Source organism: Dietzia kunjamensis, assembly GCF_045689975.1.
Taxonomy (GTDB): domain Bacteria; phylum Actinomycetota; class Actinomycetes; order Mycobacteriales; family Mycobacteriaceae; genus Dietzia; species Dietzia kunjamensis.
The window spans coordinates 682,534-703,702 of the sequence record NZ_CP143297.1 but is presented as its reverse complement, the minus strand read 5'-3'; the positions used below and the strand labels follow the sequence as shown (position 1 = coordinate 703,702).

Genomic DNA, 21,169 nt, shown 5'->3' with positions numbered 1-21,169 from the left:
CCGGAGGGGGTTCCCTCCGACGCGTTCGTCGGTGTTGTGGCCAGAGTCGGGATCGAACCGACGACCTTCCGCTTTTCAGGCGGACGCTCGTACCAACTGAGCTACCTGGCCCTAAGACCACCGGCGCACCCGGTGAACACCGAATGCGCCGGTATGTCTCTGGCGACCCTGACGGGACTCGAACCCGCGACCTCCGCCGTGACAGGGCGGCGCGCTAACCAACTGCGCCACAGGGCCGTGCTCTTCGCACGAGAAAGAACATTAGTGGACCGCCCGACCTTTGCGCAAATCGGCCCCCTGCCAGCCGTATCCGAACACGTCAGAGTCGCGACAGAGGCACGCGTGCCATGAATGCACGAGGTCCCGGCCACCTGACGGTGACCGGGACCTCGACCATGTGTACCCCCTACGGGATTCGAACCCGCGCTGCCGGCGTGAAAGGCCGGTGTCCTAGGCCGCTAAACGAAGGGGGCCTACGCCACGTCCGGGTGCCCCGGTCCGCAGCGGGGTCCAGTGTAGGGCACCGCCCACCGGGCGGATAAACCAACCGCACACGAGGACGGTATCGTGACCGTCGCCCCTATAGCTCAGTTGGTAGAGCTACGGACTTTTAATCCGCAGGTCGTCGGTTCGAGCCCGACTGGGGGCACCATGTACCGCCCGGCGCGCGGGCCCATTGGACCTGCTCGCGCCCCGCTGGGAGAATCGGGGTCATGTCCGCACCCACCGCCGCCGCGGCCCCCGCACTGCGCATCGGCCCCCTGGAGCTCGCGTCCCCCGTCGTCCTGGCGCCGATGGCCGGGGTCACCAACGTCGCGTTCCGCACGCTCTGCCGCGAGATCGAGCGTGACCAGCAGGGCTCGGTGTCCGGCCTGTACGTCTGCGAGATGGTCACCGCCCGCGCCCTGGTGGAACGCCAGCCCGGGACGCTGCACATGGCCACCTTCGCCCCGGACGAGTCGCCGCGCAGTCTGCAGCTGTACACGGTCGACGCCGAGTACACCTACGCGGCCGCCAAGATGATCGTCGACGAGGACCTGGCCGATCACATCGACATCAACTTCGGGTGCCCCGTGCCCAAGGTCACCAGACGTGGTGGCGGGTCCGCCATCCCCTACAAGCGCCGGTTGTTCCGCTCGATCGTCGCCGCGGCGGTCCGCGCCACCGAGGGCACCGACATCCCGGTGACGGTGAAGATGCGCGTCGGCATCGACGACGCCCACCACACCCATCTCGACGCCGGCCGCATCGCCGTCGAGGAGGGCGCGCAGGCCGTCGCGCTCCACGCACGGACGGCCGCCCAGCGGTACTCCGGGGAGGCGGACTGGTCGCAGATCTCCCGGCTCGTCGAGCACGTCGGGGCGGTCTCGGATGTGCCGGTGCTGGGGAACGGCGACATCTTCTCCGCCGAGGACGCCGTGCGGATGCGTGAACAGACCGGCTGCGCGGGCGTGGTGATCGGCCGCGGTTGCCTCGGCCGTCCGTGGCTCTTCTCCGAACTGGCCGCACGGTTGGACGGTCGTGAGGCGCCGACCCCGCCCGCGCTGGGCGAGGTCGCGCGCATCATGTACCGCCACGGCGAACTCCTCGCGCAGCACCACGGCGAGGACAAGGGGATGCGCGACATCCGCAAGCACGTCGCGTGGTACCTCCGGGGCTTCCCGGCCGGATCGGAGAAACGGGTCGGCCTGTCCGCCGTCCGCACCCTGGACGACCTGGCCGAGCTGCTCGCGGACCTTCCCGCCGACGAGCCCTTCCCGGCCGACGGGTACGGACCGCGGGGGCGTCAGGGCTCCCCCTCCAAGGTGCTGCTGCCCGAGGGCTGGCTCGATGACCCGGAAGACGACGCCACCGCGCTCGAGGGCGCGGACGCCGAGAACTCGGGCGGCTGAGCCCGCCGCGGACGAATGTTCACCGGTCGTTCACCGCACCGGCGGTGACCGCCCTGACATGCGCGTATTCTGGCAACATGCGTCTTGTCTACTCCGAAGAACTCGCGGGCCTGGCCACGTCCATGGCCCGGATGTGCTCCCTCGCGACCGATGACATGGAGCTGGCGACCCACGCCCTGCTCCAGGTCGACCTCGTCGCCGCGGAGAAGGTCCTGGAGTCCGCGACGGAGATGTCCAGGCTGGCGACCGAGAACGAGGAGCGGGGTTTCGCCCTGCTCGCCCTCCAGGCGCCCGTCGCGCGGGACCTGCGACAGGTGGTCACGTCGATCCAGCTCGTGCAGGACCTCGTCCGGATGGGCACCCTCGCCGGACACGTCGCCAAGATCGTCCGCCGTCGCCATCCCGAGCCGGTCCTGCCGGAGCCCGTCAACGGCTACCTCGCCGAGATGGGCCGGGTGGCGGTCTCACTGGGGCGCTCCGCCACCGAGGTCCTCCTCAACCGTGATGCCGAGCAGGCGGCCACGCTGGCACGGCAGGATGATGCCGTCGACGACCTCCGGCGCCATCTGTTCACCCTGCTCACCGTCCGGGAGTGGAAGTGGGGCGTCGCCTGCGCGGTCGACGTCACCCTCCTGGGCAGGTACTACGAGCGCTTCGCCGACCACGCCGTAGAGGTCGCCCAGCGCGTGATCTTCCTGGCGACCGGCGAGTACGCCACCGTCCCCGAGGACGACCCCGAGCGCCCGTCCCCCTCCAGCGAGGAACTGGTGCGCCAGTTCAACGAGACGGACCGGACCTTCAAGGAGCGCATCGCCCGCCACGAGGCCACGGGCCGGGACGGCACCGTCGGGGACTCTTGACACACCGCGACCTGACGTGGGGGAACGTCACTGCCCCGGTGCCGGCCTCGAGGCCTGTACCGGGGCAGTGACGTCCGTGTGAGCGCCGGGACGGGTCAGCCGAAACGGCCGGACACGTAGTCCTCGGTCTGCTTGTTGTCCGGGTTGGAGAAGATCTTCTCCGTGGAGTTGACCTCGACCAGTTGACCCGGCATGCCGGTGGCCTCGAGGGAGAAGAACGCGGTCTGATCGGACACGCGGGCGGCCTGCTGCATGTTGTGGGTGACGATCACGATCGTGAACTCGTTCTTGAGTTCGGCGATGAGGTCCTCCACGGCCAGTGTCGAGATCGGGTCGAGCGCGGAACAGGGTTCATCCATCAGGAGTACCTGCGGCTCGATGGCGATCGCGCGGGCGATGCACAGACGCTGCTGCTGGCCGCCGGAGAGCCCACCACCGGGCTTGTCGAGGCGGTCCTTCACCTCGTTCCAGAGATTCGCACCGCGCAGCGATTTCTCGGCGACCTCGTCGAGGGTCTTCTTGTTCTTGACGCCCTGGAGCCTGAGCCCCGCGACCACGTTCTCCTTGATCGACATCGTGGGGAACGGGTTGGGGCGCTGGAAGACCATCCCGATGGTCCGCCGGACGGCGACGGGGTCGATCTTCTTGTCGTAGATGTCCACACCGTCGAGCTTGATGGAGCCCTTGACGTAGGCCCCGGCGATCTCCTCGTGCATCCGGTTGAGGGAGCGCAGGACGGTGGACTTGCCACATCCGGAAGGGCCGATGAACGCGGTCACGGACCGGGGCGGGACGTGGAGGTCGACGTCCTTCACCGCGTGGAAGTCACCGTAGAAGATATCGACGTTCTCGAGGTCGAGTCGCTTTGCCATCTGAACCGATGTGTCCTTACTTGGTCTTCGGCGCGAGCGCCTTGGAAGCGAACGCCGCGAGAACGTTCGCGAGCGCGATGATGAGGATGAGCGTGAGGGCCGCGCCCCAGATGCGGTACTGACCGGCGTCGTTGGGGTTGGACAGCTGGTTGTAGATCAGCAGTGGCAGCGAGGCCATGTTGCCCTGGAAGAGGTCGTAGTTGTAGCTCGCGGTGTACCCCACCAGGATCAGCACGGGCGCGGTCTCCCCCATCACCCGGGCGAGCGCCAGGAAGATGCCCGAGATCATCCCCGACAGCGCGGTGGGGATGACCACGCTGGTGATGGTCTTCCACTTGGGCACCCCCAACGCGTACGAGGCTTCACGCAACTCATCCGGGACGAGCTTGAGCATCTCCTCGGTGGAGCGGACGATCAGCGGGATCATGAGCAGGACCAACGCGAGTCCCACAGCGAAGGCGCTCAACTCGAACTGCAGCATCGTGATCCAGATGCCGAAGATGAAGATCGCCGCGACCACCGAGGGGACGCCGGCGAGGACGTCGACCATGAGGGTGGTGGGTCGCGCCAGCGTGGAGTCGGGATACTCCACGAGCATGATGCCGGCGGCGATACCCAGAGGGATCGAGATGACGGCCGCGATGAGCGCCTGGACGAGGCTGCCGTAGATGGCGTGACCGACGCCGCCGGCGAGCGACGACGGCGACACGAGGAAGAGCGAATTCGTCCACCAGGTCGGGTTGATGATCGCCTCGGCCCCCGCGGATACCACCTTGTAGAGCAGCGCGATCAACGGGATCACCGCGACGATGAACGACAGGGTGAACACCGCCGTCGCCACGGAGTTCTTCGCCTTCCGCCCACCGGAGACGGGGAGGAAGGTCTCGGACGGCTTGGCCGGTCGTGCGAGGTCGGGGGTTACCTGGGACATCAGCCGTTGACCTTTCCACCGGACACCGAGCGCGCGATGAGATTGACGATGAACGTGAGGAGGAAGAGCACGAGGCCGGCGGCGATGTAGGCCCCGGTCGACATCGGGTTGTTGAACTCCGCGGACCCGGAAGCGATCTTCGACGCGAACGTGAAGCCCCCGTCGAACAGGGAGAGGCCGCTGGCCGAGCTCGAGGCACGGAGGATGATGAGCACCGCCACCGTCTCGCCGAGCGCTCTGCCGAGGGCGAGCATCGACCCGGCGATCATGCCCGATTTGGCGTAGGGGAAGCACGTCATCCGGATCTTCTCCCACTTCGTCGCGCCAAGTGCCAGAGCGGCCTCCTGGTGCAACGACGGGGTCTGACGGATCGTCTCGCGGGACATCGAGGTGATGATCGGGAGGATCATGATCGCGAGCACGATACCCGCGGTGAAGATGGTCCCGCCTCCGGCGATCGAGACGTTCCCGTCGGCGAAGAGGAAGAACCACCCCAGGTTCTCGTTGAGCCAGGTGGCGAAGGGGGTGATCCACGGGCCGAGGACGATGAGTCCCCACATCCCGTACACGATCGACGGGACGGCCGCCAGCAGGTCGATCATCGCCGACAGCGCCCGGGAGATCCGGGGTGGCGCGTACTGGACGAGGAATGTCGCGATCCCGATCGCGACGGGCACCGCGAGCAGAAGTGCGAAGACCGAGCTCAGGACCGTGACCTTCAACAGGTCGAGGATGCCGAACCTCAGGTTGTCGGGATCGGTCGTGTTCCACTCGGAACTGGTGAAGAAGTTGACCTGGTCCTCGAGGATGGAGGGCACCGCCTGGAGGACCAGCACGATGCCGATCAGCGCGATGAGCCCGACGATGATCGCGCCCGCCGCGACCGTGACCGACCGGAAGACGGAGTCGATATTCCGGGACGACCCGTTGGTGAGCAGGCCCCGTGGGCCGTCTCCCCGGCCCCCGGCCCCCGGGTGGTCGTCCTCCGACCATTCACCGCGGCGGCCGGCGGTCTTGTCGACGTCTCGTTCGACGGAGTCGTGCACAGTCATGGGACCTTCAGTCTTCCGGGGGTCTGTATGAGGTCGGTCGCTGTCCCCGTCCGCGGACGGGGACAGCGACCGGGCTATCACTTGATCGCGTCGATCGCGTCAGTCAGCTTGCCACGGAAGGCGTCGGGAACCGGAATGTAACCCTCGCCCTCGAGCTCACCCTGCACGGACTCGGAGACTGCGACGTTCAGGAAGGCCTTGACCGCAGCAGCGGTCTCGGCGTCGGGGTACTCGGAGCAGACGATCTCGTAGGTCGGCATGAGGATCGGGTAGGCCCCCGCGGCCTCCGGGACGTAGAAGGACGAGGTGTCGATCACCAGGTCGTTGGTCCCCTCGTTCTGCAGCTTGGCGGAGTCGATGGTCGTGCCCGCGGTCTCGGCGTTGAGCTCCACGCCCTCGGCGTCCGCCGGCGTGATGACCTTGGCCATCGACAGGCCCTGGTTCTTGGCGTAGGACCACTCGGTGTAGGTGATGGTCCCCGGGGTCTGGCCGATCGCGGCCGAGACGCCCTCGTTGCCCTTGGCGCCCTCGCCGACGCCGCCGTTGAACGTCTTGCCGGCCTCCTGGGTCCACGCGCCGTCGGACGCGGCCACGAGGTACTTCTGGAAGTTGTCGGTCGTACCCGACTCGTCGGAGCGGAAGATCACGGTGATGTCCTGCTCGGGGAGCTCCACTCCCTCGTTCTCCGCGGCGATGGCCGGGTCGTTCCACGTGGTGATCTCGCCGTTGAAGATCTGGGCGATGGTAGAGCCCGACAGGCTGAGCTCGACCCCGTCGAGGTTGTAGGCCACCGCGATCGGGCCGAAGACCGCCGGAAGGTTCCACGCGGGGCTCTCACAGCGCTGCTCGGCCTGCGGGTACTCGTCCTCCTTCAGCGCCGAGTCGGAACCGCCGAAGTCGGTCTGTCCACCGATGAACTCCTTCACGCCGGCGCCGGAGCCGTTGGAGTTGTAGTCGATGGTCTGTCCCTCACAACTCGTGGCGTAGGAGTTGGCGAAGATCGTCATGGCGTTGTTCTGCGCCGAGGATCCCGAGGCATTGAGGTTGGGCTTCCCCTCGCACTCGACGCCCGCGACGTTCTGGGCGGTGTCGTTGGTCCCCGCGTTGTCGTCGGAGCAGGCGGCCAGTCCGGCCGTCGTCAGGGCGGCCAGCCCGAGCAGGGCACCGGTGCGCTTGAGGTCCACAGAATCTCCTTGGTTCATCCGGTGGAGACCTCCACCGGGTCACGTTGTCGGCGACTGGGTCGCAGGGCCGGACCGGGACGCGCCGATCCGACGTGGAGAGAACCTAGGGTGCGGACGTGAACAACGCCGAGGACGTAGGTGAACCCGAGATGAACTCCCTGGTCATGGGCTGTTCACCCGGACAGCCGCCCCTCCCCCCCGCGGTACCCCACCTGGGGTGATCCTGAGATCTCGTCTCCGGACCGCCGCGGAATTCAGCGTGAGGCGTACGTCACGTCTCGGTGCTCGACGGCGAAACCGAGCCTCTCGTAGGTGCGGATGGCCGGGAGGTTGTCGCCCTCCACGTAGAGGACGACCGATTCCGCCCCTGCCCGGCCCTCGAGGTGCTCGACCCCGACGGCGGTGAGCAGACCGCCCAGGCCCCTGCCCTGGTCAGACGGGTCCACGGCGACCACGTAGACCTCGCCCTCGACCGGCTGCCCGGGCTCGGCGACGGTCTTCGTCCAGTGGAACCCGGCCAGCCGCGGCGTCTCGCCCGCGGCATCCACGGCAAGGAAGACCGCGCCGGGATCCACCCAGTCGACGCCGAGCCGGTCGTCGAGCTGCTCTCGCGTCCAGCCCCCCTGTTCCGGATGCCACGAGAACGCGGCGTTGTTCACGCGGAGGAACTCCTCCCGGGTGTCCATCCCCGGCCACCGCGACCCGCCCTCCGACGCGGCCTCGGCGAGGGTTCCGGTCTCGATCCCCCCGGGCGGGTGCGGATCCGGAAGCGCGGGCCCGCCGGCGGCGCGCCGGCGCATCTTCAGCAGTTCGCGTGTCCGCGCCAGCCCGAGGCCCTCTGCCAGGGCCCGCGCGGACGGCATGTCACCGTGCGCCCACATCGCGGCGCCGGGCTCGGCTTCGAGGACCGCGCGGACGAGGGCGCTCCCGTGCCCCCGGCGCCGGTGCGAGGGGTCCACGACCAGTTCCGCCGAGGCCTCGTCCCCGGCGCCGACGAGCTGGGCGTAGCCGACGATCGCGGGGTCAGCGGAACCCCCGCCCGTGGCGGCACCGGCCGAGTCGGCGTCGGGCGAGTCTGCGGCGGTCGCGAGGAAGTGACGCGCGCCGCCGGCCGGCCCGCGGAGGGCCCGGAGGGGTTGCTCACCGAGGGGTGCGACCCCGTCGACCGATCCCGCCTGCCGTGCCATCGCCTCGATCCGGTCGGCGGCACCGGCGTCCGGTGCGCGTTCGGTGACTGTCATGCGTCGCCTCCGTCCTCCCTGCGATCCGACGGCCGGACCGCTTTGTACCCGACGTTACGGACGGTGCCGATCAGCGACTCGTGATCGGGACCGAGCTTGGCGCGCAGTCGCCGGACGTGGACGTCGACGGTCCGGGTTCCACCGAAGAAGTCGTAACCCCACACCTCCTGGAGCAGCTGCGCGCGGGAGAAGACCCGGCCGGGATGCTGGCACAGGTGCTTGAGGAGCTCGAACTCCTTGTAGGTCAGATCCAGGGGGCGCCCCTTGACGCGGGCGACGTAGGTCTCCTCGTCGATGACCAGCTCGCCGACCGTGAGGAGGCCACCGTCCGCCTCGCCCTGGGACGAGTGCCGCGCGGCGGCGAGGCGGAACCGGGCGTCCACCTCCGCCGGCCCGGTGGTGGGCAGGAGGATGTCGTCGAGGCCCCAGTCCCCGCTGACGGCGATCAGTCCCCCCTCGGAGACGACGGCGATGACGGCGAGGTCCCCGCCACCGGACAGCAGCCTGCACAGTGCCCGCGACGCCGCGAGATCACTCCGCGCGTCGACCAGGGCGAGTGCCGCACCGGCGAGATCCCCCAGCGAGGACGCCAGCGGCGGGAGTACACGCACCGAGTGCGGGAGGAGAGGCAGCGCGGGGATGACCGCCTCCGGGTCTGCTTCAGCGGCGAGGAGCACTACGTCCATGTCGCTTCCTCTCCGTCCGGGGCCGAGACGATACTAGCGACCCGCACCCCCGAAACGGGGATTGGAGTACACCTGAATGCCATGAGACCCCCCCGCCCCGTCGTCATCGCGGCTGTCGCCGTGGCCGTCGTGGCCGGCAGCGCCTTCACCGTGGAGACGGTGTCCGCCTCACGGATCGAGGCCGACCTGTCCGGTCGGATCGACCCGGGCAACACTGGTGCCGGGCCCCCCTCGGTGACGATCGGCGGCGCGCCGGGGTCGCGGTGGTCCGGCCCGGACACCCTCGTCTCGGCGACGATCCGGGTCGAAGGGGTCGACCGGCCCGGGCTCGGGCCGGTCGCGGTGGAGGCCGTGGCCACCGACGTCTCCGTGCCGGAGGACCCGACCGGTCCGCTGACCGCCGGGGAGGTGACGGTCTCGGTACAGATCACCGGGGCCTCGCTCGGCCCGGCCCTGGGGATGCGGGACGTGCTGGTCGGCGCGGCCGACGACCCGAGCCTCGCCGGGGGTACCGAGACCCGGGCCCGGGTCACCGGGACACTCGAGGGATCCGACGTCCGCGTCTCGGCGTTCGTCGACCTCGTCGTCGACGACCTCGGCGCACGGCTCGTCCCCGTGGCACCCGCGATCGGGCCGGCGGGGTTCCCCGACGGCGACGGCGAGCTGGCCCTGCGCCGCACGGCACTGACGTTGGAACCGGACGTCCTCCCGCTGGGCGTGGCGGTCGAGACCCTCAGCATCACGGGCGGCACCATCACCGCCGCCGGTGAGGGCGGGCCCGGCACCGCGCCGCTCGACGGCCTCGCACGGACGGACCTCTAGACTCGGGCCCATGAGTCGCGACGACGTACTGGTCAGCACCCGCTGGGCCTCCTCGCGCCTGGCCGACGACTCGGTGGTCTTCCTCGAGGTCGACGAGGACGTGACGGCCTACCACTCCGACGGACACATCCCCGGTGCTGTCGCGCTGAACTGGCGAACCGAACTCCAGCAGGAGTACACGCGCGATCTCGTCGACCGTGAGCGGTTCGGCGAACTCCTGTCCGGTCGGGGCATCACCCGCGAGCACACCGTGGTGGTCTACGGCGGTAACCACAACTGGTTCGCCGCCTACGCCTACTGGTACCTCCGGCTGTACGGGCACCCCGACGTCCGTCTCCTCGACGGGGGCCGTATGCGCTGGGAGCGGGACGGCCTGCCACTGGAGACCGAGCTGCCGCAGCGGCCGGCGACCGAGTACGTCGCCGAGCCCCAGGACCTGTCGATCCGGGCGTTCCGCGAGGACGTGCTCTCGGGCCTCGGCAGTGACGCGCTCGTCGACGTGCGATCGGTCGACGAGTTCACCGGCCGGCTCGCCGCACCGGCCGGCCTGCCCCAGGAGGGCGGCCGACAGCGCGGGCACATCCCCGGCGCGGTGAGCATTCCGTGGAACCGAGCCGTCACCCGCGACGGTACGTTCCGGCCCGACGCCGAGCTCCGCGAGATCTACGCCGATCTTCTCGGCACCCCCGGGCAGCGCGTCGTCACGTACTGCCGGATCGGCGAGCGGTCCAGCCACACCTGGTTCGTCCTCCACGAGCTCCTCGATCAACCGAACGTCGTCAACTACGACGGCAGCTGGGTGGAGTACGGCTCCCTCATCGGGGTCCCTGTCGAGCGGTGAGCCGCGTGTTCACCCCGGCGGCCGGCGGGACTGGCTAATCTCGATCCCATGTCTCTCCTGTCGCGTGCGCTCGGTATGGCCGGGCGAGCCTCCGTCGTCGCCGTCGGCGCCGCGGTCGCCTCCACCGTCCTCGTGGGAATCGATCAACGCCGTGGGGCGACCCCGGCCGTGCCCGATCACCCCGGCCCCTACTCCCCCGAGGAGCGGGAGGCAGCCGTTCGGATGTACCTCACCGCGCTCACGGTCCCGGCCGCGGCGTTCCGGGTGCCGTTCGCGAAGGACTGTGTCCGTCGCGAGAACGGCCTGAAGACCGGGTTCGGGGCGGACCAGCTCCGGTGGGACCTCCACCTGCACCTGCAGTACTCGGTGATCCGCGAGGTCCGCGACATCGTCATCACCGTCGACCCCCCGGGGCGCGAGGGCGTCGTGCACGCGGACTTCACCCTGGCGACCGTCGTGGGCGTCACCGCGCGGGTCAGCGAGGACTTCGTCGTGCCCCCCGAGGACTGCCTCATCCACTCGATCGAGGCCCGCGTCTCACTCGGCTGAGAGGCTCGGGGTTAGGATTGGGCCATGGTGCTCTTCTTCGAGATCCTCCTGGTCCTCTGCACGCTGGCCATCCTGTGGGCCACCTGCTACATCGTGTACCGCACGGTCACCGACGAGTCGTGACGGAACGCGACCAGCCGAACACCGGTGACCCCGCGCCGCCCACCCCCTCAGGGGGAGGCGGCCGGTCGGTCGTGCCCGGATCCGGAAACGCGGCCGTCGACGCCGCGGCGGAGCGGTCGGAGGAGACCGCCCGCCGCAACATCGCCCCGTTCTCCGAGCTCCCGGTCCCGGAGGACACCGCCAACCTGCGCTTCGGCCCCGACCTGCACCCGGGCCTGCTGGCCCTGCTGCCCCTCGTGGGCGTCTGGGAGGGTGAGGGCGAGGCCGACACCGAGGACCGCGGCCAGCACCGGTTCGGCCAACAACTCATCGTCGCCCACGACGGCGAGAACTATCTGACCTGGACCTCCCGCGCCTGGACCTTCGACGCCGGTGGCGCCGTGGACGACGCGGCCTACCGGGAGACGGGATTCTGGCGGATCTCCGCGGATGACCAGCTCGAGTTCCTCGTGGCCCACGCGTCCGGCGTGATCGAGATGTACTACGGCGCACCGATCAGCCAGTCGGCCTGGGAGATGACCACCGACGTGGTCCTCGCGTCCCCCACCGGGCCCAAGCGTGGCGGCGCCAAGCGCATCTACGGGATCGTCGAGGGTGGCGACCTGGGCTGGGTCGAGGAGCGCGTCCACCCGGAGAGGGGCCTCGTGCCCCACATGTCCGCGCGACTTCGTCGGATCGCCGGCTAGCGGTTCCCCGCCCGGGCGGCGGGGCCCGTCACGCGCGGCCGACCGCCCGATCGACCATGCCGACGACATCGATCCCAGGATCCCCGGTCGACAGCGTCACATCGTCGACCCTGCGGACCCGCGCACACAGGGTCACCGAGGACAACAGCCACACCGCGTCCGCGGCCAACAGGTCGGTCAGCAGCAGCCGCTCCCGCCGCACGCGCACACCCTCGGCCCCGGCTATCTCCGCCATGGCCGCCAGGGTGGTGCCCTCGAGGATCCCCACCTCCGCCGGAGGGCTCACCAGCTCACCGCCGCGGGCGATCACCACGGTGGAACGGGGGCCCTCCAGCACCTCACCGTCGGAGGACAGGTAGACCACGTCGTCGAACCCGGCCGCGGCGGCGTGCCGCAGCGCCGCCATGTTGGCCGCATACGACAGCGTCTTGGATCCGAGCAGCAGCCACGGGGCGGACGCGGCGACGTCCGACGCATACCCCCGACCGAGGGCCGTCACCGCGATTCCCTCGGCCCGCGCCCGCAGGGCCACCCCGCTCACGGGCGCGACGGTGATGTAGGCCGTCTCCCGCCCGCCGCGCTCGGGCCCGCGGGACAGCACCAACCGCAGCATCGCCTCCGAGTCCGGCCCCCACCGGCGCGCGGCCAGGTCGATGCCCGCCAGCCACTGCTCCGGGGACGGCCCGGTCAGCCCCAGCGAGGCCGCTGATCTGGCGAGTCTCGCCAGGTGACGTTCCGGCTTGGCGGGGCGGCCACCGACGACGAGGAGTGTCTCGAAGCAACCGTCGCCACGGACGGCGGCCAGGTCGTCGGCCAACAACAGTGGCTGATCGGACGGGTGGACCCGGGGACGCGGCCCCTCCGGACCGCCCGCGACGAGGACGACCACCCGTGCGTCGTCAGTCCGATCGGTACCCGTTTCCGCTGCTGTGCCCATGCCGCCCAACACTACGGCGGGGTACGTAGACTCGCGATCGTGACCGACCCAGTTGTGCCCGAGCGGACCGACAGCGGCTACCGCAGCCCGATCCTGACCCGCCCCGGAGCAGTGAACCAGGCCGACACCTCCCCCGACGTCGGGGTGCCGTACCACTTTGGCGACCCGTTCGGGGAGCAGCGCGCGGCCGACTCCGCGCCGGTGGTCGTCGACCGCTCCCACCGGGACGTCCTGACCATCGGTGGCGGCGAGCGGCTGACCTGGCTGGAGGGCTTCGTCTCCCAGCACGTGTCCGAGATCCCGGACGGTGGCGGCGCCGAGACGCTGGTGCTGGACGCGAACGGGCGGGTGGAACACCACGCGGTCCTCGCCGACGTCGCCGGCACGCTCGTCGTGGACACCGAACCCGGCCGGGGAGCGGACCTGCTGCAGTTCCTCACCAAGATGGTGTTCTGGGCCGACGCGACACCGGAGACCGCGGACCTCGCCGTCCTCACCCTCACCGGCGCCGCCCTCCCCGCCACCCTCGAGGCCCCGGACGGCACCGAGGTGACCCTGCCGGTCGGGGACTACGCCGGCATCCCGCTGCCGGGCGGCGGTGTGGCCCGGCGGATGCCCTGGCCCCTGACCGGATCGATCGACCTGCTGGTCCCGCGCTCCGAACTGAGCGCGTGGTTCGACGCGGCGGTCGCCGCGGGAGCGCGTCCGGCGGGTTCGTGGGCGTTCGAGGCCCTACGGGCGGCGGGGACGACCCCGCCACGCGGCCGCCTCGGGGTGGACACCGACGAGAAGACCATCCCCCACGAGCTCCCCACCTGGATCGGCGATGTGGCGCAGCGCGGCGCCGTGCACCTGGACAAGGGGTGCTACCGCGGCCAGGAGACCGTCTCCAGGGTCCACAACCTCGGACGGTCGCCCCGGGTCCTGGTCCGACTCCAGCTGGATGGATCCGCCAGCGACGAACTGCCCGTGCCGGGCGCCGAGGTCCGCGCCGCCGGCCGCCCCGTCGGACGCGTCGGGACCGTGGTCCAGCACCACGAGGACGGACCGGTGGCCCTCGCCCTGCTCAAGCGGTCCGTGGCCGTCGACGCCGCCCTCGAGATCGACGGGGTCGTCGCCGCCGTCGACCCGGACAGCGCCCCGGAGGACACCGGGACCCAGGCCGGACGAGAGGCCATCCGCCGACTCCGCGGCCAGGCCTGACACCCCCGCGGGGGTCGGATCACCCCCGCGGGTCACTGCCGGAGACGACTCCCTCGACACCCGGGCGGACATTCCGCGCCGGGCACGCTATCCTGTGGACAGGCAGATACTCACACTTGCAATGGGCACCCCCGAGGTGGCCCAGCACCGTTTCCGAGGGGGTCAGGTCAATGGGCCGAGGCCGCGCGAAGGCGAAGCAGACCAAGGTCGCTCGCGAACTCAAGTACAACACTCCGCAGACGGACCTAGAACGTCTCCAGCAGGAGTTGTCGGGTGGAGGGTCGCCGACGCGGCTCAGCACCGATGAGGACGATGACCCCTACGGGTCATGGTCCGACGGCGACACCAGGTACTGATCATCCCCCGTTCCCGGTAGACCCACGTGGGCCGGGCATCCCCGAGGATGCCCGGCCCATGCGTGTCACACTGGCCGGGACACCGCACGACGACACAGCGACCCGGCCGGAACTGCCCCGGCCGGGTCGCTGTCGTCTGCGAGCGGTCAGAACCGGGCGTGTGAACCCTCGAGTGTCACGCGGGGGGCGTCGGCGTCCTCGCCGGCCTTCTCCACGCGCCCGATCACCCAGTTCTCGACGTGGCGTGCGGTGAGGACGGCCTGGGCCCGGTCCACGTCCTCCTCGGGCAGGACGGCGACCATCCCGACCCCCATGTTGAATGTGCGCTCCATCTCGGCCTGCTCGACGCGGCCGTGGTGGGCGATGGTGCCGAAGACGGCGGGAACGGGCCAGCGCCCCCGGTCGAGGCGCGCGACCAGGCCGCGGGGCATCACCCGGGCGAGGTTCTCGGCGAGCCCGCCGCCGGTGACGTGGCTGAAGACCCGGACGTCGGTCTCCGCGATGAGGCTCAGGCAGTCGAGCGCATAGATACGCGTCGGCTCGAGCAGCTCCTCACCCAGGGTCCGTCCGAACTCCTCGACGTGCCCCTCGAGCGGGAGTCGGGCGAGCTCGAGGAGGACGTGCCGGGCCAACGAGTACCCGTTGGAGTGCAGCCCCGAGGAGGCCATGCCGATGATCACGTCGCCGGGGCGGACCTTCTCGGCCTGGAGGATCTCGTCGGCCTCGACGATCCCCACACCGGTGGCGGAGATGTCGTACTCCCCCGGGGCCATGAGACCGGGGTGCTCGGCCGTCTCCCCGCCCAGCAGCGCGCACCCGGCCCGGACGCAGCCCTCCGCGATCCCCTCGACGATGTCCGCGACGTGCTCGGGGACGACCTTGCCGATGGCGATGTAGTCCTGCAGGAACAGCGGCTCGGCACCGCACACCACGAGGTCGTCGACGACCATGGCGACGAGATCGATACCGACCGTGTTGTGGACGTCCATCGCCTGCGCGACGGCGATCTTGGTCCCGACGCCGTCCGTGGACGACGCGAGGAGCGGTTGCCGGTAGGTGTTCTTCAGCGAGAACAGGCCGGCGAATCCACCGAGGCCTCCCATCACCTCCGGCCGGGTCGCCCGCTTGGCGTGGGGGGCGAACAGCTCCACCGCGCGCTCGCCGGCGTCGATGTCGACGCCCGCGGCGGCATACGAGGCGCCGGTCGGGGGGTGTGAGTTGTCGGTCATGTGGTCTCTCCTCGTCGGCGCCCCTGGTCGGGCGCCCGTTCAGGGTCGGCGGACGGGGTCCGCGATGTCACTGCGGACCGGGAAGCGATCGGCCTCGAGGCCGTCGACCTCGGCTGCCAGCGCGCGCACGGCCGCGCTCATGGGCGAGTCGTCGGGAAGCTCGATGGGATAGTGCCCGTCGAAGCACGCTGCGCACAGTTCGTCGCCGCGTTGGCCGCTGGCCTCGATCATCCCCTCGACGGAGACGTAACCGAGGCTGTCCGCACCGATGGCGCGGCGCACCCCCTCGAGCATCCCGTCCGAGGCATCGACGCCGTTGGCGATGAGCTCGGCGGGACTGGCGAAGTCGATCCCGTAGAAGCACGGCCAGCGCACCGGCGGCGAGGCGATCCGGACGTGCACCTCACGGGCTCCGGCCTCGTACAACATGCGGACCAGGGCGCGCTGGGTGTTGCCCCGAACGATCGAGTCGTCCACCACCACGAGCCGCTGCCCGCGGATCACCTCACGCAGCGGGTTGAGCTTGAGCCGGATCCCCAGTTGCCTGATGGTCTGGCTGGGTTGGATGAACGTACGGCCCACGTAGGCGTTCTTCGTCAGCCCCTGCGCGAACGGGATCCCGGACTCCTGCGCGTAACCGACGGCGGCCGGGGTGCCGGACTCGGGTACCGGGATCACCAGATCGCCCTCGGCGGGATGCTCGCGGGCCAGGCGGCGCCCGATCTCCACCCTCGCGGAGTTGACCAGGCGCTGGTTGATCACCGAGTCGGGACGGGCGAGGTAGACGTACTCGAACACGCACGTCTTGGGGGTCGGGGGCGAGAGCTTGCGGGACCGTACGCCGTCGGCGTCGATCGCGATGAGTTCGCCGGGCTCGATGTCGCGGACGAACGAGGCGCCGACGATGTCCAGGGCCGACGTCTCCGACGAGACGACCCAGCCGCGCTCGAGGCGGCCGAGCGCCAGCGGGCGGACACCGTGCGGGTCTCGGGCCGCGTAGAGCGTGTTCTCGTCAGAGAAGGTGAGACAGTAGGCACCGCGCAGCCGGGGCAGCAGACGGGCCGCGGCCTCCTCGAGTCCCCCGTCGCGCGCCTCGTGGGCCAGCAGGGTCGAGACGATGTCGGAGTCCGAGTGGGTGCTCTCCTCCGAGTACCCGCCGATCCCCAGGTCCGTCGCGTGCCGTTTGAGTTCCTGCGTGTTGACGAGGTTGCCGTTGTGGCCGAGGACGACGGAACCGCCGTCGATGATCGGCCTGAACATCGGCTGGGCGTTGTCCCAGCTCGCCGCGCCGGTGGTGGAGTAGCGGCAGTGGCCGATCGCCACGTGACCGTGCATCGACTCGAGGGTCTGCTCGTCGAAGACCTGACTGACCAGGCCGAGATCCTTGTAGACCAGGACCTGCTCACCGTCCGCCACGGCGATCCCGGCGGCCTCCTGGCCACGGTGCTGGAGTGCGTACAGGCCGTAGTAGGTGAGCTTGGCGACGTCCTCGCCGGGGGCCCACACGCCGAAGACGCCGCATTCCTCGACCGGGCCGATGCGCTCGGCGTCGACGGGCAGGCCTGCGGGGCCGGGGGCTGACGGATCGGGCAGCCCGAGCCCGACGGCGGAGCTGCCACCGGGACGGCGGAGTGACCCGGACGGTGCCGGTCGTGACGACGTACTCTCCACCTGCTGGTGCTCCCTCGCGACTTTCGGGGCGGTCCGCCCGGACGGACCCCGGCGGTGCGCCTGCAAGTCTACGGTCACCGACCCCCGCGGCCCCAAAGTCCGGCGCGCAGCCCCCTCCGTCAGGCGCCCGCGCCCGCCCCGTCGACCGGCCGGACGACCGGCAGCCCCGCGGCGACCGCCGCCGCCCGGGTCCCCGAGGCGTGCACGCGGCCCTGGCCGACCGCTGCGTCCCAGCCGAGCCGGCCCGTCGCCAACTCCAGCCAGGTGCGGGGGTCCGTCTCGACGACGTTCGGGGGGCTGCCGCGGGTGTGCCGGGGCCCCTCCACGCACTGCGCCGCGGCGAACGGCGGCACCCGGACCTCGACCGACCGTCCCGGCAGCTCCGCCGCGAGGATCTCCACGGTGCCGCGGACCGCCGCCGCCAACGCGGACCGACCAGGTCTGGCGGTCGCCTCGTCGTCGTCGTCGAGCCACGGTGTCACCGCCTCGACGGCCGCGCGCACCGCCGCGGCGTCGGGGACGCGGCTCACGTCGGATCCCCCGCCGCCACGGTGACCGGGCCCTCGGCAGCCGGCAGTCCCCGCGCGCCCGTGCGCACGCCCCGACGGCGGTCGCGACGGTCCTGGGCGGTGCGCCGACTCCACGCCCGCGCGGCCAGGCTCGTGAGCAACAGCATGATGAGGACGTTGACCGCCAGGACGGGGTACCCGCCGAGGAACGTGTCCTGCTCGGCATCTGTGGACACGCGCCCGTACTCGGTGGAGACGGTGCTCACCACGGTCAGTGTCAGCAACCACACGCGCGGCCTGGCATACCCCAGGTAGGTGAGCAGTGCCAGAACCCCCATCGCGCCGTAGGTCGCGCCGATGAACAACGCGAGCACCACGACCGCGGGCACCACCTCGGACTGCTCGAGCCCCGCGAACTCCTCCAGGTCCGTCCCGCCCAGCAGGTCGCGCAACGCCAGCACGGTCAACACGAGGACGCTGAGAGCGACGAGTGCGCACCCCGCGGTGAGCGCCGCCGGCCGCGGCAGGTGTCCGAGGTCGGGCGCGACGTCGTCGGCCGGACGGTCCGGATCCCCCGAGGCGACGCCGCCCTCGGCGACCGGGTCGTCGAACCCGCGGGCCGCGCGCACCACGCCCGGCGGTAGGTCGGCCGCCGACGCCTCGGGCACCGGCACGGTGCGCAGGTCCAGCACGGGCAGGTCCCCGTCGGTGCGGATCGCGTCACCGCCGCCGTTGCGGGAGTGGTAGCCGGTCGAGAAGTTCTCCAGTACCCGGACCCCCACGCCGGGGACGTGGTAACGGATCGAGTCGACGATGTAGTCGCGCTCGACGTCGATGTCCGCGTCGATCTTGTGGGTCACCTGGAGGGTGAACAGCGACAGGCCCACCGCACGGTCGTAGGTGCCGGCGCCGAGCCACTGCACGCGGTGCCCGCCGGGCAGCAGCCACCCGTCCGGGCACCGCCAGAAGCGCACGTGGTGGCGCTGCGCGGCGTTGCCCTCGACCTCCTGCTGATACGCCAGGCACTGCCGGCGACCGAAGAGCCGCAACGGACTGACCGGCGCCGACGGGTAGGACCGACGCAGGACCGAGGACATGATGATCCCCCACGAGGAGCGGACCGTGATGTCGTCGGCCAGCACCCAACCGCAGGCGGTCATCGCCTCGTGGATCTGGCGGGCCGTGCCGTCGACGGCGAGGTTGACCGGATCCCCCAACAGACCGTCGGAGGTGCGGGTGCGGGCGATGAAGTACCCGGGCACGTACACCGACGTGACGAGCGTCTGCAGGCGCGGCAGCACCAGGTAGGCGACCAGCGCCCAGAACGGGATCAGCAGGAACAGATGCCACCAGGTGTGGTGCCAGACGTCGCTCAGCAACCGCCAGCCCAGCCAGCCCGCCGACAGGGTGGCGACCGCGAAGAACACGGTGTCCACCGCGAGGCCGGGCAGGGGTGGCCGCACCGTGTCGTCGCGGACCTTGGTCGGCGGGCTGACGTAGACGGGCGGTTCGGTCGGGCGGCCGGGCTCGACGGGGACTCCCGTCACGGCCGGAGCCGCCGGGTCGGCGCCGCCGCCCGCGACGGGCGTCGTGCGCTCGCTGGTGGACATGGATCGACGATAGCCGCCGGTCCGTCCCGAGCGGAGCCCGATCACTGCGAGAATATGCGCGTGCCCACGCCCGACCCCACCCCCGCGAGCAGCCTGACCGCCCACGAGGACCACCTGCGCGCCCTGGGGTTGCCGCTCGTGATCGCCCCGGCCACGCGGCGCCGCGAGGTGCTCCCCCGCTCCGCCGGCGTCGGTGCCGGGCTCGCGGTGGCCGCCACCGGGATCGCCGCCGTGGACCGGTCGAACGACTACATGATCGCGCTGCTCGAGCGGGCCGGGCCGGGGGCGGAGCCGGATCTGCTCGACGCCCCGGAGCCGATCGCCGAACTCCTCCTGCTGGCGATCGCCCTCTGGGTCGCCGCCCCACTCGTGGGATGGCTGGCGTCGAGGGCGGCCCGTCGCGCGCGCCCGGTGGCCGGCTCGGCGATCGGTCTCGGGGCACTGATCGCCCTCGTCGTCGTCCCCCACGTCGTGTTCGACCCCCACGACGGCCCCTCGTACCGCACCACCGTCCTGCTCGCGGTGGGCGTCCTGGTGGGCACCTACACGGGGCTGGGCTCGCTGGTGCGCTGGTCGGCGCGGCGCGTGCGGCGGGAACTGGCAACCATGGGGCCGATGGTGGCGAGGGTGCTGCCGATCCTCATGCTGGCGGTGCTGTTCCTGTTCTTCAGCGTGGAGATCTGGCAGGTCATGGTGGAACTGTCCTGGCCGCGGACGTTCGCCGTGCTGGGCGTCATGGTGGCGCTCACCGTGCTACTGGTGGGCATCTCCACCCGCGACGACATCCTCCAGGACCTGGGTGGGCGCGCGCCGGACCACCCGCTGCGTCCGGGCGAGCGGGTGAACCTGGTGCTGGTGCCCGTGCTGGCGACCCTGATCCAGGCGGCGCTGTTCGCCACGCTCGTGTTCCTGTTCTTCGTGACCCTCGGGTGGATCGCCGTCCCCGAGATCACCGAGACACGGTGGACGCTGCGCCCTCCCGACGAGCCGGGCGGGCTGCTGTTCGGTCTCCCGGTCAGCGTCACCCTCGTGCGCGTGTCGCTGATGCTGGCGACGTTCTCCGCGCTCAACCTGGCCGCCGCGGCGGCCTCCGACGCCGCGCACAAGGAACGGTTCGTACGTCCTATGCTCGACGAGGTGGTCCGTGGCCTCGCCGCGCGGGAGGCCTACCTGGGGGCACGACGACGAGGGCTGCCGTAGGCCCGGGGCCCTGACGGGCCGTCAGGGGGTGCGGTAGTCCCGGGCGCGCAGCAGGACGGTCACGACCGCCGCGCCGATCACGACCGCCGCGGCCAGCGCCAGCGCGGTGGCGCCCATGGCCACGTGCAGCACCGCGCCGGCGACACCGCCCAGGACGAGTGCGGACCACAGGGCCACCTGCTGGCGGTAGGGGGCCCACGATCCCCCGGCCAGCGCGTCGACCAGGCGGTGGGCCGACTTCACCACCGCGCCCGTCATGTACGTCACTCCGAGCGAGACCTCGCCACGGGAGTGGAAGACGGAGTTCATGGCCCCCATCGATGCCGCCGCTGCCGCGACCGACACCGGCGCCCCGAGCACCGTGGCCGTGGTGGCCCAGTGCAGGACGAGCGAGAGCACGAGCAGGAACGCCACGAGGGACAGGACCGCCGGTCGGTCGTCGAGGTTGCGGCGTCGGGTCACCACCGCGCCCCCGACCGCCCCCAGGAAGAACGAGACCAGCACGACGGCGGCGATGGCGGCACCTGCGAGGTCACCGCCCGCGAGGTCGACGACCATGCGGGTGGAGTTCCCGCTCATGAAGGACACGAAGTAGCCGCCCACCACGAGGAAGCCGACGGCGTCGACGAACCCCGCGGTGGCGGCGAGCACCACCGCGAGGACCCGCTCACGCCCGCGCAGGTCGCGCATCCGCCCGCCTGCCCCCGGTCCGGCC

Annotated in this window: 21 protein-coding genes and 4 tRNA genes; 10 read left to right on the top strand and 15 right to left on the bottom strand. The window is 71.0% G+C overall.

Going from position 1 to position 21,169, the window contains the following annotated elements; translation table 11 throughout:
• Nucleotides 1-37: 37 nt before the first annotated feature.
• From VZF99_RS03355 to VZF99_RS03345, 3 genes are all read right to left on the bottom strand, one after another.
• Nucleotides 38-111: transfer RNA gene (locus VZF99_RS03355), tRNA-Phe, on the bottom strand.
• 49 nt (nt 112-160) lie between these two features.
• A tRNA-Asp gene (locus tag VZF99_RS03350) sits at nt 161-237 on the bottom strand.
• 163 nt (nt 238-400) lie between these two features.
• Nucleotides 401-473: transfer RNA gene (locus tag VZF99_RS03345), tRNA-Glu, on the bottom strand.
• A gap of 103 nt (nt 474-576) precedes the next feature.
• Between VZF99_RS03345 and VZF99_RS03340 the strand changes: the two genes are divergently transcribed.
• From VZF99_RS03340 to phoU, 3 genes are all read left to right on the top strand, one after another.
• Nucleotides 577-652 (top strand) — tRNA-Lys (locus VZF99_RS03340).
• Between the two features lie 61 nt (nt 653-713).
• Nucleotides 714-1,892, top strand: a complete 1,179-nt coding sequence (gene dusB / locus VZF99_RS03335) for a tRNA dihydrouridine synthase DusB (protein WP_067712036.1) — start codon at nt 714-716, stop codon at nt 1,890-1,892.
• A gap of 77 nt (nt 1,893-1,969) precedes the next feature.
• The gene (phoU, locus tag VZF99_RS03330) at nt 1,970-2,752 is read left to right on the top strand and encodes a phosphate signaling complex protein PhoU (RefSeq protein ID WP_407335706.1); all 783 of its coding nucleotides are present in this window, start codon (nt 1,970-1,972) and stop codon (nt 2,750-2,752) included.
• Nucleotides 2,753-2,847: 95 nt separating this feature from the next.
• On the opposite strand, the gene pstB is transcribed toward phoU, so the two are convergent.
• The 6 genes from pstB to VZF99_RS03300 all read right to left on the bottom strand — a co-directional run bounded on the left by pstB (nt 2,848) and on the right by VZF99_RS03300 (nt 8,718).
• Nucleotides 2,848-3,624 carry a phosphate ABC transporter ATP-binding protein PstB gene (gene pstB, locus VZF99_RS03325; RefSeq protein ID WP_067712029.1) on the bottom strand — a complete coding sequence of 259 codons (777 nt, stop codon included), beginning with the start codon at nt 3,622-3,624 and terminating at the stop codon, nt 2,848-2,850.
• A gap of 16 nt (nt 3,625-3,640) precedes the next feature.
• The gene (pstA, locus tag VZF99_RS03320) at nt 3,641-4,555 is read right to left on the bottom strand and encodes a phosphate ABC transporter permease PstA (protein ID WP_185951258.1); all 915 of its coding nucleotides are present in this window, start codon (nt 4,553-4,555) and stop codon (nt 3,641-3,643) included.
• Nucleotides 4,555-5,607: a phosphate ABC transporter permease subunit PstC gene (gene pstC / locus VZF99_RS03315; protein WP_120284455.1), complete on the bottom strand. Its 1,053-nt coding sequence runs from the start codon at nt 5,605-5,607 to the stop codon at nt 4,555-4,557. The genes pstA and pstC overlap by 1 nt, the downstream gene beginning before the upstream one ends.
• Before the next feature lie 77 nt (nt 5,608-5,684).
• Entirely contained in the window at nt 5,685-6,791 is a 1,107-nt protein-coding gene (gene pstS, locus VZF99_RS03310) for a phosphate ABC transporter substrate-binding protein PstS (protein WP_096905966.1), read from the bottom strand.
• Nucleotides 6,792-7,045: 254 nt separating this feature from the next.
• A complete protein-coding gene (mshD, locus tag VZF99_RS03305) occupies nt 7,046-8,032 on the bottom strand; it encodes a mycothiol synthase (RefSeq protein WP_407335705.1) in 987 nt (328 codons plus the stop codon).
• Entirely contained in the window at nt 8,029-8,718 is a 690-nt protein-coding gene (locus VZF99_RS03300; protein ID WP_407335704.1) for a winged helix-turn-helix domain-containing protein, read from the bottom strand. The genes mshD and VZF99_RS03300 overlap by 4 nt, the downstream gene beginning before the upstream one ends.
• An 81-nt stretch (nt 8,719-8,799) precedes the next feature.
• On the opposite strand from VZF99_RS03300, the gene VZF99_RS03295 reads away from it, so the two are divergent.
• The 4 genes from VZF99_RS03295 to VZF99_RS03280 all read left to right on the top strand — a co-directional run bounded on the left by VZF99_RS03295 (nt 8,800) and on the right by VZF99_RS03280 (nt 11,739).
• Nucleotides 8,800-9,540 carry a DUF2993 domain-containing protein gene (locus VZF99_RS03295; RefSeq protein WP_407335703.1) on the top strand — a complete coding sequence of 247 codons (741 nt, stop codon included), beginning with the start codon at nt 8,800-8,802 and terminating at the stop codon, nt 9,538-9,540.
• Between the two features lie 10 nt (nt 9,541-9,550).
• Nucleotides 9,551-10,381 (top strand): sulfurtransferase, encoded by an 831-nt coding sequence (locus tag VZF99_RS03290; RefSeq protein WP_120284463.1) that lies wholly within the window; start codon nt 9,551-9,553, stop codon nt 10,379-10,381.
• Nucleotides 10,382-10,429: 48 nt separating this feature from the next.
• Entirely contained in the window at nt 10,430-10,930 is a 501-nt protein-coding gene (locus tag VZF99_RS03285; protein WP_407335702.1) for a hypothetical protein, read from the top strand.
• Between the two features lie 119 nt (nt 10,931-11,049).
• Nucleotides 11,050-11,739 carry an FABP family protein gene (locus VZF99_RS03280; RefSeq protein WP_374210689.1) on the top strand — a complete coding sequence of 230 codons (690 nt, stop codon included), beginning with the start codon at nt 11,050-11,052 and terminating at the stop codon, nt 11,737-11,739.
• A 28-nt stretch (nt 11,740-11,767) separates the two neighbouring features.
• Here VZF99_RS03280 and VZF99_RS03275 read toward each other — a convergent pair whose 3' ends face one another.
• Nucleotides 11,768-12,676, bottom strand: a complete 909-nt coding sequence (locus VZF99_RS03275) for an aminodeoxychorismate lyase (RefSeq protein ID WP_407335701.1) — start codon at nt 12,674-12,676, stop codon at nt 11,768-11,770.
• 39 nt (nt 12,677-12,715) lie between these two features.
• Here VZF99_RS03275 and VZF99_RS03270 point away from each other — a divergent pair, with 39 nt between their 5' ends.
• Nucleotides 12,716-13,879 (top strand): YgfZ/GcvT domain-containing protein, encoded by a 1,164-nt coding sequence (locus tag VZF99_RS03270; protein ID WP_407335700.1) that lies wholly within the window; start codon nt 12,716-12,718, stop codon nt 13,877-13,879.
• Nucleotides 13,880-14,049: 170 nt separating this feature from the next.
• The gene (locus tag VZF99_RS03265; protein ID WP_067712007.1) at nt 14,050-14,235 is read left to right on the top strand and encodes a DUF3073 domain-containing protein; all 186 of its coding nucleotides are present in this window, start codon (nt 14,050-14,052) and stop codon (nt 14,233-14,235) included.
• Between the two features lie 146 nt (nt 14,236-14,381).
• Here the strand turns inward: VZF99_RS03265 and purM are convergent, their stop codons facing one another.
• The 4 genes from purM to VZF99_RS03245 form a co-directional block, all read right to left on the bottom strand.
• Nucleotides 14,382-15,464 (bottom strand): phosphoribosylformylglycinamidine cyclo-ligase, encoded by a 1,083-nt coding sequence (gene purM, locus VZF99_RS03260; protein ID WP_067712004.1) that lies wholly within the window; start codon nt 15,462-15,464, stop codon nt 14,382-14,384.
• A gap of 39 nt (nt 15,465-15,503) precedes the next feature.
• Nucleotides 15,504-17,135 carry an amidophosphoribosyltransferase gene (gene purF, locus VZF99_RS03255; RefSeq protein ID WP_069388590.1) on the bottom strand — a complete coding sequence of 544 codons (1,632 nt, stop codon included), beginning with the start codon at nt 17,133-17,135 and terminating at the stop codon, nt 15,504-15,506.
• Nucleotides 17,136-17,254: 119 nt separating this feature from the next.
• A complete protein-coding gene (locus VZF99_RS03250) occupies nt 17,255-17,665 on the bottom strand; it encodes a sterol carrier family protein (protein WP_407335699.1) in 411 nt (136 codons plus the stop codon).
• A complete protein-coding gene (locus VZF99_RS03245) occupies nt 17,662-19,254 on the bottom strand; it encodes an LssY C-terminal domain-containing protein (protein WP_407335698.1) in 1,593 nt (530 codons plus the stop codon). The genes VZF99_RS03250 and VZF99_RS03245 overlap by 4 nt, the downstream gene beginning before the upstream one ends.
• Before the next feature lie 54 nt (nt 19,255-19,308).
• Between VZF99_RS03245 and VZF99_RS03240 the strand changes: the two genes are divergently transcribed.
• Nucleotides 19,309-20,454, top strand: coding sequence for a hypothetical protein (locus tag VZF99_RS03240; protein ID WP_407335697.1), 1,146 nt, complete (start codon nt 19,309-19,311; stop codon nt 20,452-20,454).
• Nucleotides 20,455-20,475: 21 nt separating this feature from the next.
• Here the strand turns inward: VZF99_RS03240 and VZF99_RS03235 are convergent, their stop codons facing one another.
• A complete protein-coding gene (locus VZF99_RS03235) occupies nt 20,476-21,144 on the bottom strand; it encodes a YoaK family protein (protein ID WP_407335696.1) in 669 nt (222 codons plus the stop codon).
• Nucleotides 21,145-21,169: the final 25 nt, after the last annotated feature.

What these genes read in the sequence shown, in the direction of transcription:
- dusB (WP_067712036.1), top strand. Translation starts at nt 714, where the DNA reads ATGTCCGCACCCACCGCCGCCGCGGCCCCCGCACTGCGCATCGGCCCC.
- phoU (WP_407335706.1), top strand. Translation starts at nt 1,970, where the DNA reads ATGCGTCTTGTCTACTCCGAAGAACTCGCGGGCCTGGCCACGTCCATG.
- pstB (WP_067712029.1), bottom strand. Translation starts at nt 3,624, where the DNA reads ATGGCAAAGCGACTCGACCTCGAGAACGTCGATATCTTCTACGGTGAC.
- pstA (WP_185951258.1), bottom strand. Translation starts at nt 4,555, where the DNA reads ATGTCCCAGGTAACCCCCGACCTCGCACGACCGGCCAAGCCGTCCGAG.
- pstC (WP_120284455.1), bottom strand. Translation starts at nt 5,607, where the DNA reads ATGACTGTGCACGACTCCGTCGAACGAGACGTCGACAAGACCGCCGGC.
- mshD (WP_407335705.1), bottom strand. Translation starts at nt 8,032, where the DNA reads ATGACAGTCACCGAACGCGCACCGGACGCCGGTGCCGCCGACCGGATC.
- VZF99_RS03300 (WP_407335704.1), bottom strand. Translation starts at nt 8,718, where the DNA reads ATGGACGTAGTGCTCCTCGCCGCTGAAGCAGACCCGGAGGCGGTCATC.
- VZF99_RS03295 (WP_407335703.1), top strand. Translation starts at nt 8,800, where the DNA reads ATGAGACCCCCCCGCCCCGTCGTCATCGCGGCTGTCGCCGTGGCCGTC.
- VZF99_RS03290 (WP_120284463.1), top strand. Translation starts at nt 9,551, where the DNA reads ATGAGTCGCGACGACGTACTGGTCAGCACCCGCTGGGCCTCCTCGCGC.
- VZF99_RS03285 (WP_407335702.1), top strand. Translation starts at nt 10,430, where the DNA reads ATGTCTCTCCTGTCGCGTGCGCTCGGTATGGCCGGGCGAGCCTCCGTC.
- VZF99_RS03275 (WP_407335701.1), bottom strand. Translation starts at nt 12,676, where the DNA reads ATGGGCACAGCAGCGGAAACGGGTACCGATCGGACTGACGACGCACGG.
- VZF99_RS03265 (WP_067712007.1), top strand. Translation starts at nt 14,050, where the DNA reads ATGGGCCGAGGCCGCGCGAAGGCGAAGCAGACCAAGGTCGCTCGCGAA.
- purM (WP_067712004.1), bottom strand. Translation starts at nt 15,464, where the DNA reads ATGACCGACAACTCACACCCCCCGACCGGCGCCTCGTATGCCGCCGCG.
- VZF99_RS03245 (WP_407335698.1), bottom strand. Translation starts at nt 19,254, where the DNA reads ATGTCCACCAGCGAGCGCACGACGCCCGTCGCGGGCGGCGGCGCCGAC.
- VZF99_RS03240 (WP_407335697.1), top strand. Translation starts at nt 19,309, where the DNA reads ATGCGCGTGCCCACGCCCGACCCCACCCCCGCGAGCAGCCTGACCGCC.
- VZF99_RS03235 (WP_407335696.1), bottom strand. Translation starts at nt 21,144, where the DNA reads ATGCGCGACCTGCGCGGGCGTGAGCGGGTCCTCGCGGTGGTGCTCGCC.